Source organism: Sphingobium sufflavum, assembly GCF_021403115.1.
GTDB classification, from domain to species: Bacteria; Pseudomonadota; Alphaproteobacteria; order Sphingomonadales; family Sphingomonadaceae; genus Sphingobium; species Sphingobium sufflavum.
Genome location: NZ_JAJSSH010000009.1, coordinates 1 through 16947, shown reverse-complemented (window position 1 = coordinate 16947; position 16947 = coordinate 1). Strand labels below are relative to the sequence as shown.

Annotated in this window: 12 protein-coding genes, 1 tRNA gene and 2 pseudogenes; 10 read left to right on the top strand and 5 right to left on the bottom strand. The window is 58.7% G+C overall.

The window, feature by feature from the left end; translation table 11 throughout:
• Positions 1-215: 215 nt before the first annotated feature.
• The 7 genes and pseudogenes from LWE61_RS13510 to folP all read left to right on the top strand — a co-directional run bounded on the left by LWE61_RS13510 (position 216) and on the right by folP (position 6273).
• Positions 216-341, top strand: coding sequence for an aa3-type cytochrome c oxidase subunit IV (locus LWE61_RS13510; protein ID WP_234150882.1), 126 nt, complete (start codon positions 216-218; stop codon positions 339-341).
• A gap of 193 nt (positions 342-534) precedes the next feature.
• On the top strand, positions 535-1299 hold the full coding sequence (locus LWE61_RS13505) for a hypothetical protein (protein WP_234150879.1): 765 nt from the start codon (positions 535-537) through the stop codon (positions 1297-1299).
• Positions 1300-1310: 11 nt separating this feature from the next.
• The gene (locus LWE61_RS13500) at positions 1311-1595 is read left to right on the top strand and encodes an NAD(P) transhydrogenase subunit alpha (RefSeq protein ID WP_234150876.1); all 285 of its coding nucleotides are present in this window, start codon (positions 1311-1313) and stop codon (positions 1593-1595) included.
• Between the two features lie 5 nt (positions 1596-1600).
• Positions 1601-2503 (top strand): annotated as a pseudogene (locus LWE61_RS13495) (NAD(P)(+) transhydrogenase (Re/Si-specific) subunit beta); the annotation flags it as partial.
• 105 nt (positions 2504-2608) lie between these two features.
• Positions 2609-3319: an aspartate/glutamate racemase family protein gene (locus tag LWE61_RS13490; protein WP_234150864.1), complete on the top strand. Its 711-nt coding sequence runs from the start codon at positions 2609-2611 to the stop codon at positions 3317-3319.
• A gap of 185 nt (positions 3320-3504) precedes the next feature.
• On the top strand, positions 3505-4659 hold the full coding sequence (locus LWE61_RS13485) for a site-specific DNA-methyltransferase (RefSeq protein ID WP_326490648.1): 1155 nt from the start codon (positions 3505-3507) through the stop codon (positions 4657-4659).
• Positions 4660-5184: 525 nt separating this feature from the next.
• Positions 5185-6273: a dihydropteroate synthase gene (folP, locus tag LWE61_RS13480; protein ID WP_234150860.1), complete on the top strand. Its 1089-nt coding sequence runs from the start codon at positions 5185-5187 to the stop codon at positions 6271-6273.
• A 412-nt stretch (positions 6274-6685) separates the two neighbouring features.
• Here the strand turns inward: folP and glnA are convergent, their stop codons facing one another.
• The 3 genes from glnA to map form a co-directional block, all read right to left on the bottom strand.
• A complete protein-coding gene (gene glnA, locus LWE61_RS13475; protein WP_234150858.1) occupies positions 6686-8098 on the bottom strand; it encodes a type I glutamate--ammonia ligase in 1413 nt (470 codons plus the stop codon).
• A gap of 65 nt (positions 8099-8163) precedes the next feature.
• Positions 8164-8502, bottom strand: a complete 339-nt coding sequence (locus LWE61_RS13470) for a P-II family nitrogen regulator (RefSeq protein WP_234150846.1) — start codon at positions 8500-8502, stop codon at positions 8164-8166.
• Positions 8503-8768: 266 nt separating this feature from the next.
• Positions 8769-9596, bottom strand: coding sequence for a type I methionyl aminopeptidase (gene map / locus LWE61_RS13465; protein WP_234150840.1), 828 nt, complete (start codon positions 9594-9596; stop codon positions 8769-8771).
• Positions 9597-9785: 189 nt separating this feature from the next.
• Here map and LWE61_RS13460 point away from each other — a divergent pair, with 189 nt between their 5' ends.
• Complete coding sequence (locus LWE61_RS13460; RefSeq protein WP_234150839.1) at positions 9786-10553, top strand: competence/damage-inducible protein A; 768 nt, start codon at positions 9786-9788, stop codon at positions 10551-10553.
• A 39-nt stretch (positions 10554-10592) separates the two neighbouring features.
• Here the strand turns inward: LWE61_RS13460 and LWE61_RS13455 are convergent.
• Positions 10593-10666: transfer RNA gene (locus tag LWE61_RS13455), tRNA-Gly, on the bottom strand.
• Positions 10667-10876: 210 nt separating this feature from the next.
• Positions 10877-12247, bottom strand: coding sequence for a hypothetical protein (locus LWE61_RS13450; protein WP_234150838.1), 1371 nt, complete (start codon positions 12245-12247; stop codon positions 10877-10879).
• 772 nt (positions 12248-13019) lie between these two features.
• Between LWE61_RS13450 and LWE61_RS13445 the strand changes: the two genes are divergently transcribed.
• Complete coding sequence (locus LWE61_RS13445; RefSeq protein ID WP_234150837.1) at positions 13020-15059, top strand: hypothetical protein; 2040 nt, start codon at positions 13020-13022, stop codon at positions 15057-15059.
• A gap of 4 nt (positions 15060-15063) precedes the next feature.
• A pseudogene (locus LWE61_RS13440) lies at positions 15064-16947 on the top strand (hypothetical protein); the annotation flags it as partial.

The following is a 16947-nucleotide window of genomic DNA, read 5'->3' as shown; positions in this document are numbered from 1 at the left end:
GTCCATCCGGTAGTCCCGAAGCCTGCATAAGGGTTTCAGGTAAAGACGGGCTTAAGCGTGCCGTCACGCTGTGGCGCTTTTCGTCGGACGTGGCATTTTTCCCGTGGCGATGCAGGGGTTTGATGGGATGCAAGCGTGCATCGACGTGCGGATGCTCTTGCGATTTGACGAGGTATGTCGCAAAGGGGGCGCAGAGAATGAAAGGGAATTTCGACGTGAGTTCGGATCAAAATTATCGCGCCGCCGAGCAGACCTATGCCGGCTTCATTGGTCTGGTAAAATGGGGCACGATCGCCACCATCATCGTGGCGGCTCTGGTCGTCCTGCTGATCGCCCAATAATTTCCGGCGTCGCTCCTGCATTAGCTATCGGACGGAAGCGTCGCATTAAGGTCATCGTCGTCGTGCGCGATCAAGCGGATGACGTGATGGGCGCTGCCTCCACGCGGAAGGCGGTGCACGCTGCTGGCCATGGGTCTACGCAGCGCTTTAGCCCATGTCGCCTGAATTGCTAAACGCAGGAAGAGGGTGCTGGATGAAGTTATCGTCCGGTCTTGTCGCGGGGATGGTGTTCCTCTCGCCTGCCATGGCGCTGGCGCGCGACAGCGTGGCGGTGCTGTGGAGCATCCAGGCGCTTGACAATCCAGACCTTTCGGAACGAACGGTTCTGGATGGCGAATATGTCCTGCGGCAAAAGTTGCTGCCTATGGGATTGGCGACATTGGATGGTCCGGCCGCGCTGACGACGGGCAACAGGCTGCACGCGAAAGCAGGAGCGCAACTCGTCAAGGCATCGTCCGATGCGGGAGAAGCTTATTGCGCGCTGGAGACGCATCGTCTCGACAAGGCGGGTGCACAGATCGCCAATAGTCGCGGCGTTACCCTCTGCTTTCTGGATGCGAACAAGGACGGGCGCTTTGAATCGCTGTTCGAGGTGCCGGGCGGCGGTGTGATCGTGCAAGGAGCGGTGCCGGATAAGCGGGCAGCCATCGACATTGGCTATGCGACACGGCCTGTCGGGGAGATGGCGCGCAGCTATTGGGTCGGCATTCGCTACGAGCAATATTTCAACATCTACGGTAACCGCATGTTCTTTATCGACTTCGGGCCGGAGGGGCAGATGACGTCCCTGACCGATTTCGCCAAGTTCAAGTCGGCTGGTCCCTATCCGCAGACATTTGCATTGCTGGATTCGCAGTTTTCCGTGCTGGAAGCGCAGGAAAAGGGTATCCGGCTGCGCGTGGACAAGGCGATACCGGCGCAGCCGTTCGGCGTGTTCACCTATACCAGTTACCGATAAGGGGGCGGCCGATGGACTTCGTCAGCATGCTGCCTATCTTCGTGCTGGCCTGTTTCATCGGTTGCTATGTTGTCCGGTCGGTAAGCCCCGCGGCGCACATGCCGTTGATCGCCATGACCAGCGCGATCAGTTCCGTCGTCATCATCTTCGCGCTGGTCGCGACAGCGGAAGCGTCAGGCGCGCTGGCGAAATATCTGGGGCTGGCAGGGGTCGTGCTGGCGTCGGTGAATATCTTCGGCGGTTTTGCGATCACGGAGCGGATAGTGGCGCTGTATCGCAGGAACGACCGCCTGTGATGTCGATGCTGGTTCTGGAGGCCGGAGTCGATGCGGCCAGTATCCGCTGGGGTGTCAGCCTCGCCTATCTGCTCTCCACTATCCTGTTCATCCTTGCCCTGCGCGGGCTGTCCAGTCAGCCGCCCCGCCGCCGTGGCAATCGGATGGGTATGGCGGGCATGGCGCTGGCTGTCGGCACGACCCTCTATATCTATGATGCGGTGTCGTTGCCGGAAATTGGCATTGCGGTGCTGGTCGGTGCGGCCATCGGCCTCGTCATTGCGCGGCGCATCGCGATGACTGCCATGCCGCAACTTATTGCCGTCTTTCATAGTCTGGCCGGCCTTGCCGCCGTACTGGTGGGCGCTGCGGCCTGTCTGGACCCGGCGGCTTTCGGTATCCTCGATGAACGGGTGGGCGAGATTTTTGCGCATGGCCGAATTGCACTGGGGCTTGCCATCGCTATCGGGGCGATCGTCTTTTCCGGGTCGGCTATCGCCTTTCTGAAACTGAACGGCAACCTGCCCGGCCGACCGATCCTGCTGCCTGCACGCCATGCGATCAATCTGATCCTGCTGGCGTCGATCATCGGGCTGATCGGTTGGTTCTCTATTCTGCCTGCACCCAGCGCCATGTTCTGCGTCCTTTGGGTAGTCGCAGGTCTTGGCCTGCTTCTCGGTTTTCTCGTCCTCATCCCCATCGGGATGGCGGAGATGCCCGTCGCGCTGTCGATGGTGAACAGCGCTTCCGGTTGGGCGGCTGCGGTGCTGGGCTTTGCGCTGCAAAATGTGGCGCTGGTTGCCACGGGCGCGCTTGCCGGGTCATCGGGAGCACTCCTTGCCTGCATCATGTGCAAGGGGATGAACCGCAGTCTCTTGTCGGTTTTCATGGGTAGGCAGGGCGCTGAAACGGCCGCAACGGACGACGGTGCAGCGCACGGAGCATGTTCCAACTTGTCGAAAGGCAGTGCTTGTTCCTAAAGAGGGGGACGGACCGTCGATGTCGCTCAGGGCGACGGCAGCCTTGGGGGATTTATGCGTAAACTCGGCCTCATTGGGGGCGTCAGCTGGGCGTCCACCGCCCGCTATTATGAAATCATCAACAAGGCGGTGCATCGTCGGCTGGGCGGATTGCACAGCGCGCGGTTGGGTATCGAAAGCCTCGACTTCGCGGATGTCGCGCGCTGCGTGACGGAAAGCGATTGGGAGTGCGCGGGCAGCCATGTGGTCGGCGCGGCGCGTCGCCTGGAGGATGGCGGGGCGGAGGCGCTGCTGATCTGCGCCAATTCGCTGCATCGCCTCTATGATCCGGTGGTGGCGGCGGTTAAGATTCCCGTCATCCATATCGTCGACGTGATTGGCGCCAGGCTCCGCGCCGATGCGGTTAAATCCGTCGCCTTGATCGGCACCAGCAATGTGATGCTGGACAAGAGTTACCGCCAGCGCCTCGTCCGACAGGGTGTCACCCTGCTGCCCGGCGACCCGGAACTGGGACGGCGCATCGACAGCATCGTCTATGACGAATTGTCCACCGGCAAGTCCAGCCGTGAGGCTGAACGTTATATGAAGTCGGAACTGACCGATATCGCCAAGGAGGATGTGAAGGCCGTCGTTCTGGCCTGCACGGAACTGGAGATGGTGGTGGACGTCAAGGCGAACGTCCTGCCCATCTATGACGGCACCACCATCCATGCGCTGGCGGGGGCGGAGTTCATGCTGGGCGAGACTCCGGGCGCGCTCGCATAAAAAAATTTCGAGGCGGGAACAAAAGGAGTCTGGCTCGCGCTGGAGTCAGGAACTGCCGAGTCGCCCGCTTGATCGGGCCGTTAACTTTGTCTCTTAAAACTCTGTTTACCATGATTAACCCGGCTTGACGCGCGAGTCGCGAGGACTCATGCCTGTGGATAACTCAACGGGGATGGCAAGTTTTTATGGGCGTTATCGAGCGCGTTCCGCCAGTGCGGCGGACGAAGAAGGCAGTTGCGGCACAGGCTCTGGCGACGCGGGAGGCCTTGGAGGTCGATCGCTTGATCCGCAGCGATTGCGTCGCGGCTATGCGTTCGTTGCCCGATGCCTGTATCGACATGATCTTTGCCGACCCGCCCTATAACCTGCAACTGGGCGGCGACCTGTTCCGTCCGGAAGGTGGCCGGGTGGACGCCGTGGACGATGCGTGGGACAAGTTCGACACGCTGGCCGTCTATGACGCCTTCACCAAGGCATGGTTGTCCGAAGCGCGCCGCATCCTGAAACCCAATGGCACCATCTGGGTCATTGGCAGCTATCATAATATCTTCCGCGTCGGCTCGCAGTTGCAGGATCAGGGCTTCTGGATCCTCAACGACATCATCTGGCGCAAGGCCAACCCGATGCCCAATTTCAAGGGCACCCGTTTCACCAACGCACATGAAACGCTGATATGGGCCAGTCAGGGCGAGGGTGCGCGCTACACCTTCAATTACAAGGCGATGAAGACGCTCAATGACGAACTGCAGATGCGGTCCGACTGGGTGCTGCCCATCTGTGGCGGGCAGGAACGGCTGAAGGGTGACGACGGGCACAAGGTCCACCCGACGCAGAAGCCGGAGGCGCTGCTCTATCGCGTGATGCTGGCCTGCACCAAGCCGGGGGATGTGGTGCTCGATCCCTTCTTCGGCACCGGCACTACCGGTGCGGTGGCCAAGCGTTTGGGCCGTCACTGGATCGGCTGCGAGCGGGAGGATGTCTATTGCGAGGCCGCGCTGGAGCGGATTTCCGCAGCCTTGCCCTTGGACGAATCCTCGCTGACGATCATGCAGTCGGCCAAGCAGCAACCGCGCGTCGCCTTTGGCACGTTGGTCGAGACGGGCTATCTGGAGCCGGGTACGGTGGTGATGGACGCCAAGCGCCGCTGGAAGGCGAGCGTGCGGGCGGACGGATCCCTGATGGGTGAGGACGGCGTGGCCGCTTCCATCCACAAGCTGGGCGCGACCTTGCAGGGCGCGCCCTCGTGCAACGGCTGGACCTTCTGGCATATCGAGGGGAAGAACGGGCTGGAGCCGATCGACAGCCTGCGGCAGATGTATTTGCTCGCGACACAGCCATAAACAGGTGGGGCGCCAACTATCACGATGGCTGGCGCTCGGTGCACTCATGGTTCCGACCGTTGTGCTGGCGAGACCGGGGGACCGGGTGGTGGTGGAAACGGGTGGTACGTGGGGCTTCAGCGGCGTGTCTGTCACCCTTGATGACGGCCTTTTCATCCGGCGCGAACAGCCGATCGGCGAGATGCGAATCCAGGAACAGGCCGGGACGCTAGACCCCGCTCAGCGGCGCGGCCTGATTGCAACAGGGCGTCTGCCATGACGGATGGCCTATGGTCGGGCGCCTGTCTGACCGAAGAAAAGCGATCCCGCTTGCCGCTGCTGGTGGTGCCTAACCTCGATACTCATGTAACCCTCACCCTTGTTGTGGGGGGGGCAGCGCATGAGGGCCTCTGCTCGATCGGTGCTGGAACGCGGCGCATCAGCTTTCGGCGGTGATACTGTCGGTGACGGCCACCGGCGCACCGTCGGAGCCATAACGATGGCCACCTCTCGACTTTCCCGCCTGCTCCGGTTTACGGCGGTGTGATGACCATCCTCCTCCGCCCCATCCATTTTGTGGATTCGCCCGTGGGCCTGCCGGACGGCACATGGGCACGCCTCGCCAATACATTGCTCTGGTATCAGGGGGTAGAGGTCCGCCGTCCAGGGCAACCGGTAGAGCATGTTCCGGTCGCGGCGCTGGGCGATTTTCTGACGCGCCTTCCCGACGACCAGCGAGCGCGTGCCGATGCCCAACTCGCGGGCCTTGCCGCGCATCGCCCGGTCTTGACGCTAGGCAAGCGGACGATCCGCTTCGACGTGCCGCAGGTGATGGGCATCCTCAACATGACGCCCGACAGCTTCTCTGACGGCGGCAAGCATCTCGACGATGTTGAAGCTGCGGCGGATGCGGGCTTCGCCATGGGGCTGGCGGGCGCGACGATCATCGACGTGGGTGGGGAGTCCACCCGGCCTGGCGCTGATCCGGTGTGGGAGGGTGACGAGATCAGGCGGGTTGTGCCGGTTATCGAGCGGCTGGCACGGAGTGGCGCCATCATCTCCATCGACACGCGCAAGGCGGCAGTGATGGAGGCGGCGCTGGCCGCGGGCGCACATATCGTCAACGACATCAGCGCCCTGTTGCATGAACCGCGCAGTCTGGATGTCGTCGCGGCGGCGGGATGCCCGGTGGTGGTGATGCACTCCCCCTCGACAGGGCAGAACCCCCATGAACGGGCGACGCCTTATGGCGACGTTGTTGCAGAGACCTATGCCTTTCTGGAGGAGCGGGTAGCGGCTTGTATCGCGGCGGGGATCGCCCGTGACCGTATCATGGTCGATCCGGGGATAGGTTTCGGCAAGTCGCTTGCGGACAATATGGCGCTGCTCAACCGGCTGGCGACCTTTCAGTCCCTGGGCCTGCCGCTGTTGCTGGGCGCGAGCCGTAAGCGGATCGTTGGGGCGCTGTCCAACGAGGCTCCCGCTGACCAGCGGCTGGGTGGTTCACTGACCTTGGCGCTGGAGGGTGTGCGGGCTGGTGTCGCGGTATTGCGCGTGCATGATGTGGCGGAAAGTGTGCAATCAGTGCGGGTCTGGCGTGGTCTGCGCGACGCTGCGCTAAGTGTGGTGGGGTAAGGGGACGGAGCAGGATCGGAGACATTGCAACCCTGAGCCCAGCGGGGTTGAAGCGAACCGCTGACGGTCGATGGCGTTTCTCAAGGGAAGCACGCTATTCAGATTCACGGCGATAAGAAGCACATCACCGCTTGCCGCTCTTCCAAATGAACAACCCGTATGGCGGAGTTCGGCAAAGCAGAAGGCCGCCAGCTTACCGGGCCGTGGCCCTTGGCCGAGCAATATTCCGGTTCGGGCAAGAGCGTATCCCCCAGCTCGGGGATCATTGCCAGACCTGGATGGCGCCGCCCACAGAGGGGCGAGCCCATGTCCCCTAATCGCATAGCTTCGTGACTTTGTGAAAAGCGGATAGCAAAGAAAAAGGGGCCGGTGTCGCCACCAGCCCCTTCCCGAAAACCAATCGAGCAGTCGATCAGCCGCTGTAATACATGTCGAACTCGACCGGGCTGGGCGCCATTTCCCAGCGATACACTTCCGGCCACTTAAGTTCGAGATAGGCGTCGATCTGGTCCTTGGTGAACACGCCGCCCTTGAGCAGGAATTCCTGATCGGCCGCCAGCGCGTCGAGAGCCTCACGGAGCGAACCACAGACGGTGGGAACCTGGCTCAGCTCTTCCGGCGGAAGGTCATAGAGGTTCTTGTCCATCGCCTCGCCGGGGTGGATCTTGTTCTGGATACCGTCGATGCCAGCCATCAGCAGCGCCGCCGTGGCGAGGTAGCTGTTGGCGAGCGGATCGGGGAAGCGGAACTCGACGCGCTTCGCCTTCGTGCCCGCACCATAGGGGATGCGGCAGGATGCGGAGCGGTTGCGCGCCGAATAGGCGAGCAGCACGGGAGCCTCGAAGCCCGGCACCAGACGCTTGTAGCTGTTGGTGGTCGGGTTGGTGAAGGCGTTGATCGCCTTGGCATGCTTGATGACGCCGCCGATGAAGTAGAGGCAGGTGTCGGACAGGCCGGCATAGCCGTTGCCGGCAAAGGTGTTCTCACCCTTGTTCCAGATCGAGATATGCGTGTGCATGCCCGAACCATTGTCGGCCTTGATCGGCTTCGGCATGAAGGTCGCGGTCTTGCCATAGGCCTGAGCTACCATCTTCACGACATACTTATAGACCTGAATACGGTCACAGGTTTCCACCAGTTTGCCGAAGGTCAGGCCCAACTCGTGCTGGCCGCCCGCGACTTCGTGATGGTGCTTGTCCATGGGCAGGCCCATTTCGATCAGCGTCGACACCATCTCGGCGCGGATGTCGGTGGTCACGTCGACCGGTCCGACGGGGAAGTAGCCGCCCTTGGCACGCGGGCGGTGGCCCAGGTTGCCCTGCTCATACTTCGTGCCGGTGTTGGTCGGCAGTTCGACATCGTCCAGCTTGTAGAAGCTCTGATTGTAGGTGTTGTCGAATTCGACGTTGTCGAACATGAAGAATTCGGGTTCCGGGCCGATATAGACGGTGTCGCCCAGGCCGGTGGACTGCAGATAGGTCTCGGCGCGCTTGGCGGTCGAGCGAGGATCGCGCGAATAGAGCGAACCGTCTTCCGGCTCCACGATATCGCAGACCAGGATCAGCATCGGGGTCGCGCTGAACGGATCGACATAGACGGCGTCCAGATCCGGCTTCAGGATCATGTCGGACTCGTTGATTTCCTTCCAGCCCTCGATCGAGGAACCGTCGAACATCAGGCCGTCGGTCAGTTCATTCTCGCCAATGGCGCCCGCGCACATGGTCAAGTGGTGCCAGGCACCCTTGGGATCGGTGAAGCGGACATCAACCCACTCGATTTCCTTTTCCTCGATGATCTTCAGAATATCTTGGGGCGTATTCGCCATGACGTTACCTTCCTGTCCGTCGGTGTGAATATGAAATACCGTGCCGGCCCCCGCCGTCCGGTTTTTTAGACAGCAGCCTCGTCCGTTTCGCCGGTGCGGATACGGAGAGCCTTTTCGACCGGGATCACGAAAATCTTGCCATCGCCGATACGCCCGGTCTGCGCTGCGTTTGCAATGGCCTCAACGACGCGGTCGGCCAATGCATCGGCGACCACGACCTCAAGCTTCACCTTGGGGAGAAAATCGACCACATATTCCGCGCCGCGATACAATTCCGTGTGGCCCTTCTGGCGACCGAAGCCCTTGGCCTCCGTCACGGTGATGCCGGACACACCCACTTCGTGCAGCGCCTCCTTCACTTCGTCGAGCTTGAACGGTTTGATGATCGCTTCGATTTTTTTCATGTGTGAATCACCCCTAGTTCGCGTCCGCGGATGGACTGTAAGGTCATTATCGCGCGAAAAATCGCACGCCCGTTTCCCTGATTATCCCGACCCAACGCGAATCACCAGTCAAGCATTGACCCCTTTGACCGGCCTTGTCGATATTGCCCGGAAATCGGGCATTTCTGGCGCGTTGTGCCCAAAATTTGTGCAATTCATGCTGCGTTGCGGCGATTCCCGCGCCGCAACGCACGCTTTATCGTCTCTGCCGACAGATTACAGCCCCGTCAGGCGTAGGGTGGCTGATGCAGGCCGGTCGGGCTGAGCGTAAAAATCTCGCAACCCGTCTCGGTGATGCCGATGCTATGTTCAAATTGTGCCGAAAGGGTACGGTCGCGGGTCACGGCGGTCCAGCCATCGTCCAGCATGCGAATGCCCGGTTTCCCGCCATTTATCATCGGCTCGATCGTAAATATCATGCCGGGGCGCAACTCCGGGCCAGTGCCGGGGCGACCGACATGCACCACCTCCGGCGCGTCATGGAACACCCGGCCCAGGCCATGGCCGCAAAAATCGCGCACAACGCCATAACGGTGCTTTTCTGCATGGCTCTGGATCACATGTCCGACATCGCCCAGGAAATTGCCCGGCTTCGCCTGCTCTATACCCAGCATCAGGCATTCATAGGTCACCTCGACCAGCCGCCGCGCCTTGATCGGCACATCCCCCGCCAGGAACATGCGGCTGGTGTCGCCATGCCAGCCGTCCAGCAGAGGGGTGACGTCGATGTTCAGAATGTCGCCGTCACGGATCACCTTGTCGCCCGGTATGCCGTGGCAGATGACATTGTTGAGGCTGACGCAGCAGCTATGGGCATAGCCGCGGTAGCCCAGCGTCGCGGGGATTGCGCCGCCGTCCAGCGTCATCTGGCGCACGATGTCGTCGATCTGTCCGGTGGTCACGCCCGGCTGTACGAAAGGCGCCAGCGCGTCCAGTATCTCCGCTGCCAGCCGTCCGGCCCGACGCATCCCCTCGAACGCCTCCGGCCCATGCAGCTTGATTGCGGTCGTGCGCGTGGTGATCGTGTCGGCGGTGGGAGTCATATAAGTCGTCATATCGCTCAATATAGAGAATTTGGCGTGGGTTGACGAGACTGTGATTCGCAAGATTCGCTCGACAAGAGGCCGTTGAGCCTTGGAGCAACGGTTTTCTGCTCCGCGCAGGACAGGGGTTGATGCCGTGCGGCGACGAGGCCATTGTCGCGCGGGCGAGGCGCCAGCGAGCGGAATAAAGGACGACAGACAATGACGGCGGGAGCGAACGAACGGGTCTGGACAGCCGCGCTGCTCATTATCGGCGACGAGATATTGTCCGGCCGGACGCAGGACAAGAATGTCGCGCAGGTTGCAATATGGCTTAATATACAGGGCATTCGCCTGAGCGAAGTACGTGTCGTCTCGGACAATATGGACGCGATCGGCGATGCGGTGCGGTCGCTTGGTGGACAGCATGATTATCTTTTCACTACCGGCGGCATCGGGCCAACGCATGACGATATTACGGTAGACGCCATTGCGGCGGCGTTTGGTGTGCCAGTGATCGTTCATCCCGAAGCACGGGCTGTGCTGGAAGACTATTATCTCACGCGCGGGGGGCTTACCGAAGCGCGGCTCCGCATGGCGCGCGTGCCCGAAGGTGCGGTGTTGATCGAGAATCGCTATTCCGGCGCGCCGGGTGTCCAATTCGGCAATATCTTCATCATGGCGGGCGTGCCCCACATTGCGGCGGCCATGCTGGATTCGCTTACCGGCACGCTGGAGGGTGGACTGCCTGTCCTGTCTGCGACGGTTGGATGTTGGGTCGCCGAGAGCGAAATTGCTGACCTGCTTGCCAGTACCGAGCGTGCCTATGAAGGGGTGCAGATCGGCAGCTATCCATTTTTCCGGGAAGGAAAAACGGGTGCGAATTTCGTCATTCGTTCGACCAGCCAGACTGTGCTGGATGATTGCGTTAAGGCATTGTCGGATGGACTGGAGGCGGACGGCTTCCCCGCTGTGGCCGATGGGATCTAGGCGGCGGCACTAACGCAGTAACGTAAACCAGCTTAGGGCTGGAGCGGGTGAGGGGAATCGAACCCCCGTCGTCAGCTTGGGAAGCTGCTGCTCTGCCATTGAGCTACACCCGCGGGACTTAGTGCGTTATCGGAGACTTTGACCCGGAGCAATAGCGTGAAGGTTCGACGCTCTGGAAAATGCCGATCGCCACTTCCATTCGGTCAAAGGAGGGCTGTCCTGCAAATCTGAATCTATATCCCTGAGTTATATAGGATTACCCTCGTATGTCGAAGGTGAGTGTCCTTGCCCCGCCTGTTGTCGGTCTTCCTGTATGGCGCCTGTCAAGCATTCGGCAGTTTTGTCAGGAAGCGTTCGATAGTCTGCCCAATAATGATGTCAGGCTTGATCCTGTCAACATAGCTCCAGTCAAAATTAGGACTCCAGATGAAGTGAAATTCTTGGAAAGCGCGGGCAAACCACCATGTCAGTGTTTTGGGCGCCCCGCCGCGCTCGAAGAAGGAGTTTGCGAAGGCGACAGCTTTCATGGGGAGTGGTGCTCCCGGATTTTTGAAAACATAGCGCGTACCGATATGGCCGCCGCCGCTTGGCTCGTGTCGGTCGATCACTTTGAGTTGATCCTCGTTCAACGGAACCGGGACAAAGGCTACTATTTCGCTGGTGCACAAGATGGGGGCGTCAAAGAAACGATCCGAGACGTCGCCCATGATAGGCGTATCCGGCACGATGAACTCAGGTTTGATGGGTAATTCAATCTTCAGTGCGTTCATTATCGCGCTGAAGCATAAAAAAGCTCCGCTGGCCGAAAGATGAGTGTCGATTCGATCAAATGTTTCGTGCGGATTCTCTGATTTGACCAATGTTGAAAGCATAGAAGGGTAGGGTGTAGAATAAAGCGACATTTCATTTTCTATGACTTTCAGCATTCCGCCAGGTGTCGAAATATTTAATCCTGATATTTCTGGCATGACCGAAATTTTTTCTGGTATCACGCATTGGGCATAGAGAATATTCTGCTTCGAACAGCGGGCATTGCGGGCCAAAAAAAGATCTACCCATTGCAAGGCGAGTTCGGTGTCATCGTTGGAAGGAGCATCTTGCATGTTGGCAAGGACATTGTTTGATCCGCCGATCAAAAAAGCATGGCCTTTTTCACCCATTATGATGGCTTCGTCGAGAGATTTTAGTCCGACAGGGAGTAAAGCTGGCGTTCCCTTCAGCCTGCCTGGCGGCAATTCTGTGCGATTGTTTTGCCCGATGTTTCGAGATTTTTCAATAAAGGGGGCTAATTCCTTGATCGCGATATTTAACTGATTGTCGTCCAGACGGGAAAGGCGATCGCTCCACTCACACCGCGCGATTTGCTCCAGTAGCAAGCCTCCTAGCTCCAAATTGTATCCGAGACTGTCGCTGTCTCGCAGCTTTGCTATAATTTCAAAAGGTTGTGTGATCAGTGTTTGGTAATCCAATTCTTTCTGTGTGGTAACCTCAAAGCCATGCTTGCCCGCGCCGAGATGCGCCAAATCGCTGCGATTGGATTTTTGAACAAGAATGTCCTGCTCGACGCCATTGATGTGCAATGAAAGATCGATCTCAGCCTCAGGGCTATCGGTGCATGCTGCCCAGCCTGAGAATCCGAGTGCTGGATGAAATGTATCCACGCAGCCTATGATTTTGGCTCGCTCTTTACGCATCTAATACCTCGCCGCCAATAGCCACGGCTCGCGGATGCCCAGAGACGCATCGGCGGAAAATGTGGCTTGAATGGACCCTCTATAGCCAGCAGCTACATCAATAGTCGAGCTTTGGTGACGGCGTTTTTCGTCGCGATGGCCTGACCTGGCCCGCTTCATATTGCCTTTTCCGGGCAGAATGTTTGCTCCAGAGTCGAAGCCCCCGCTCGCCGGTCCACGGATCGTTATGAAGTTGATGCGGCGGCGGTGCTGTCTTAAGTTGTATTGACTAAGTCGCTTCCCAATCGGTCTGATTTCTGATTCACCGCTTCTCTTGGCGAGGAGTGAGGATGTCGCGCGTCAAATCTGATATACGAGGATGGATGGCGATCGCAGGGCTGCTGCCGTATATGTTCTGTGGGTCGGTGTGGTGGCGGGACATGCGTGAACGCTATGGTCGGTGGTCTGTGCGGTTTCCGTCACGGACCTATTTTCTGCGACTTCCAGCGCTGTCGTGATCGCAATGGCATCGAGCTCATGGTCGGTCTCCTCAGGCTGGCTGCCGTTTCGCAATTCGATAGCATAAAACGGCCTTATCCTTCGGCAGCTTCCTGAGCCTCGCTACGTTCACAAATGACTGTATCACTTTGTCAACGCGGCCTAGTGAAAGCATTTGACGTTATGGTGCGCAGCATCATAGGAGAGGCCCCGGGGGCGTCAGCAGCGGGTCGGATTGGCCTATTGTGAATGATTTCTTTGAGCTTCCAAATTTTTTTGGCTTGCGGAAATGAAGATGACGGGCAGGGAACTTAAAACCGGCAAAAAGACTCGCGAAGCTGTTGTAGTGCTTGGCATGCACAGGACCGGTACCAGTGCATTGTCGCGTGTCTTGAGTTTGCTTGGGTGCGATTTGCCTGCGACATTGTTGGACGATAATCCAACTAATCCTCGTGGCCATTGGGAATCGGCCGCAATCGTGGGTCTCAATGAGGCTGTATTGGCTTCCGTCGGCAGTGTCTGGAATGATTGGCGACCGATGTGTTCTTCTTGGCGTGAGTCCGTGGCCTCTCTTGGCTACAAGGCACGTGCTGTGGATGTGTTGCGCGCTGAATATGGCGATTCAGCCTTGTTTGTGCTGAAAGATCCCCGCAACTGTAGGCTTGCGCCCTTCTGGCTCGATGTTTTGGAAAGTGAACAGGTCACGCCTCACATTGTGATTACGCTGCGTAATCCATTGGAAGTGGCTGAATCTTTGCACTTGCGGGATAGCTTTTACCCAGAGCTGGGGCAATTGCTGTGGCTGCGGCATGTGCTGGACGCGGAATATGCTTCGCGCGGAAGGTCGCGGTTATTCTCTACCTATAGTGAATTGCTGGATGACTGGTCGCGTTTGATAAGCCGCATGGAGATTGATTTCGGCCTGTCGTGGCCAATAGATAAAACGGATGCATCGGTAGAGATTGGTCGCTTCTTGGACCCCATCGAACGTCATCATGTCCGGTCCACACAGGCGGTTCTGGCCAATCCGGAGGTGTCGGAATGGTTGCGGCTGACTTATGCCATCATGCTTGAATGGGCAGTAAGGGGCGAGAATCCTGAGGATTATCAGCGGCTGGATGACATCAGGTCGCAGTTCGACGGGGCTGCTCCGGCGTTTGCGAGGTTAATCCAAGCAGGGGGTGAAGATCTGCAGCGTGTGCACGGCCTTGAGGGCAATCTTGCCGACAAGGAGTTGCAATTGCAGGGCTTGACCCACGAATTGCAGGCGCTCCGCTCCCATCATGAAGCAGCGATCGAACAGAGTGCGCTGCGTATCCATGATCTGGAAGGCAGCCTGAGCCTGAAAACGCAGGAAAATGACCAGCAGGCTGCACGAGGCGCTGAACTTGAAGCGGATTTCGTACGGGTGTCCACGGAGGTGGCGGATTTGCGCCATGCCATAGCTACCGCGGAAAGCACCTTGCGGCAGCGTCAGGAGGAGTTGGAGCAACTCTGGGCGGAACTGGCAGCGGATCGTGTCGCAGCTGCCGACTTGAAGGTGGAACTGGCCGAGGTGTCGGGCCGACTGTCGTTGACTTCCGAAAAGCTGGTCGATGCGAATGGCTGGGTTTTCCAACTGGCTGGCGAACGCCGGGCATTGGAGCAGTGGCAGGCTTTGGCAAACCAGAAGCTTCTGGAGGCCGACCGCAAACTGGCTGCGGCTGACATCTCTATTGCCTTGGCACGCGATGAAGCCGCTGCCGTGCGCCACGCCGCCGAGGTTATTCGATCGCAGGCGATCATCACTCTGAATGAAGCGGAGGCGGTGAAGGAGCAGTCTGCGTCAGCACTGGCGGATGGGCAGGCTGCGCGTGCGGAAGTGTTGCGTCTCGAAGGTAAGTTGTCAGTGGCGCTATCTGAACATGCGCGGGCACAGCAGGCTTTGGCTGAGGGGCAATCTGCACTCCACGCCGCCGAAGAAAGGGCCGCAGGACTGGAGGAGAAATTCACCAGCAGTACGGAAAATCTTCAGGAGCGCTTTGCGGAACTCGCGATTGTGGCGCGTTTTTTGAGGGAGCGGGAAGAGGATGTAGCTGTTGCAGCCAGCAAAAGTGAATGGTTACGACGGGTCAGTGCGTTGCTGATGAATCGGCCTCGCTGGTGGGCCTTCGTCCCGCATAAATTGCAGCAACGCTGGACTTACGGTCGCTTGATGCGACGGGGGCTATTCGACGCACAAGCCTATGTCGCGCTCAATCCTGATGTTGGTTATTCCGGCGTCGATCCACTTAAGCATTATATGATGCATGGAATGGCCGAAGGTCGACCGGTAAATGAGAGTGGAATCCGCTAAGGCCATGACTGCAATCAGCGAAGCCGATATCCGAAGCTTGGGACAATCCGGTATGTTCGATGCCGAATGGTATCAAGCGACTTATCCCGACGTGGCGTTGCTTGGGATGGCTCCGGCCGAACACTATCTTTGGCTGGGACGTAGGCTGGGTCGACCTGGCCGCCCGCGCAGTGACTCTTTGAAAAGTGGAGCTGCGATCCGTGCGGTGAGCGGTCAGGCGGAGAATGGCCGCATTGCTGGCGATGGGGCTGATATTTTGGCATTGGCGCGCTGGTCTGGTTTTGATCCGGCCTATGTGTGCAAGCAGTTGGCGATCGCGGAGAGCCGGGACCGGGAGAAGGTTGCGAAGTATTATTATGAGAGGAGCCGTTCTCTCAACATATCGCCCAATCCGTTGTTCGACCCGGAATATTATCGCCAGGCCAACAAGCTGTCGTTCAAGGATGACATGGTCCAGCACTATCTGTCTGGCGGGGCGGCGGAGCAATTGCGCACACACCGGCTGTTCGACCATGAATGGTACAAGAGCCAGGTTCCGTCAGCGATTTCGTCGCGGGATCTGGTTGCTCATTATTGGGAGCATGGTTATCCTCAGCGGATACTGCCGGTAGACCCGGAGAAGGTGACGATCCTTCCCGAGGTTGTCCAAGCTTTTTTCTCGGGTGCAGAAGGAGGGTCGATCAACGATTTCGATCCGGTTTTCTGCCGTTCCTACAATCCGGATCTTGCGCATCTGGGGGATGTGGAACTGCGCGAACATTATGAGCGCCATGGGCGTTCAGAGAAGCGTGTTGCATCCCTTGCAGTGCTTCTGGCGGAGAGCAAGACATTAGGGCGCTTCGTTCCCTTGGACTTTGATCCAGAGGAATATATTGCACTGCACGCCGATCTGGAACTCGCGTTCCAAGACCGTCCTTGGGGGTCGCTCAACCATTATCTCTCAGGCGGCATGAGCGAAGCGCGCACCTATTGCGAGGCGCAACTCTATGGCCATCTCGATGCGGATGCGCATAACCTCTTGGTAGAGCGCAAATCTGTTCGACGAGCATTGCCGATAGCCCACGAGGATATGGCAAGGAATGGCAAGCCGGCCAGCACTGACGAAGCTATTGTGGCAGACGCCACTGCGAAGGCTTTCACGTCGGCTGATATTTTGGCATTGGCGCGCTGGTCTGGTTTTGATCCGGCCTATGTGTGCAAGCAGTTGGCGATCGCGGAGAGCCGGGACCGGGAGAAGGTTGCGAAGCATTATTATGAGAGGAGCCGTTCTCTCAACATATCGCCCAATCCGTTGTTCGACCCGGAATATTATCGCCAGGCCAACAAGCTGTCGTTCAAGGATGACATGGTCCAGCACTATCTGTCTGGCGGGGCGGCGGAGCAATTGCGCACACACCGGCTGTTCGACCATGAATGGTACAAGAGCCAGGTTCCGTCAGCGATTTCGTCGCGGGATCTGGTTGCTCATTATTGGGAGCATGGTTATCCTCAGCGGATACTGCCGGTAGACCCGGAGAAGGTGACGATCCTTCCCGAGGTTGTCCAAGCTTTTTTCTCGGGTGCAGAAGGAGGGTCGATCAACGATTTCGATCCGGTTTTCTGCCGTTCCTACAATCCGGATCTTGCGCATCTGGGGGATGTGGAACTGCGCGAACATTATGAGCGCCATGGGCGTTCAGAGAAGCGTGTTGCATCCCTTGCAGTGCTTCTGGCGGAGAGCAAGACATTAGGGCGCTTCGTTCCCTTGGACTTTGATCCAGAGGAATATATTGCACTGCACGCCGATCTGGAACTCGCGTTCCAAGACCGTCCTTGGGGGTCGCTCAACCATTATCTCTCAGGCGGCATGAGCGAAGCGCGCACCTATTGCGAGGCGCAACTCTATGGC

Excerpts from the sequence above, each read along its gene's own strand:
- LWE61_RS13505 (WP_234150879.1), top strand. The coding sequence starts at position 535 with ATGAAGTTATCGTCCGGTCTTGTCGCGGGGATGGTGTTCCTCTCGCCT.
- LWE61_RS13450 (WP_234150838.1), bottom strand. The coding sequence starts at position 12,247 with ATGCGTAAAGAGCGAGCCAAAATCATAGGCTGCGTGGATACATTTCAT.
- LWE61_RS13485 (WP_326490648.1), top strand. The coding sequence starts at position 3,505 with ATGGGCGTTATCGAGCGCGTTCCGCCAGTGCGGCGGACGAAGAAGGCA.
- LWE61_RS13460 (WP_234150839.1), top strand. The coding sequence starts at position 9,786 with ATGACGGCGGGAGCGAACGAACGGGTCTGGACAGCCGCGCTGCTCATT.
- LWE61_RS13470 (WP_234150846.1), bottom strand. The coding sequence starts at position 8,502 with ATGAAAAAAATCGAAGCGATCATCAAACCGTTCAAGCTCGACGAAGTG.
- glnA (WP_234150858.1), bottom strand. The coding sequence starts at position 8,098 with ATGGCGAATACGCCCCAAGATATTCTGAAGATCATCGAGGAAAAGGAA.
- LWE61_RS13500 (WP_234150876.1), top strand. The coding sequence starts at position 1,311 with ATGGACTTCGTCAGCATGCTGCCTATCTTCGTGCTGGCCTGTTTCATC.
- folP (WP_234150860.1), top strand. The coding sequence starts at position 5,185 with ATGACCATCCTCCTCCGCCCCATCCATTTTGTGGATTCGCCCGTGGGC.
- map (WP_234150840.1), bottom strand. The coding sequence starts at position 9,596 with ATGACGACTTATATGACTCCCACCGCCGACACGATCACCACGCGCACG.
- LWE61_RS13445 (WP_234150837.1), top strand. The coding sequence starts at position 13,020 with ATGACGGGCAGGGAACTTAAAACCGGCAAAAAGACTCGCGAAGCTGTT.
- LWE61_RS13490 (WP_234150864.1), top strand. The coding sequence starts at position 2,609 with ATGCGTAAACTCGGCCTCATTGGGGGCGTCAGCTGGGCGTCCACCGCC.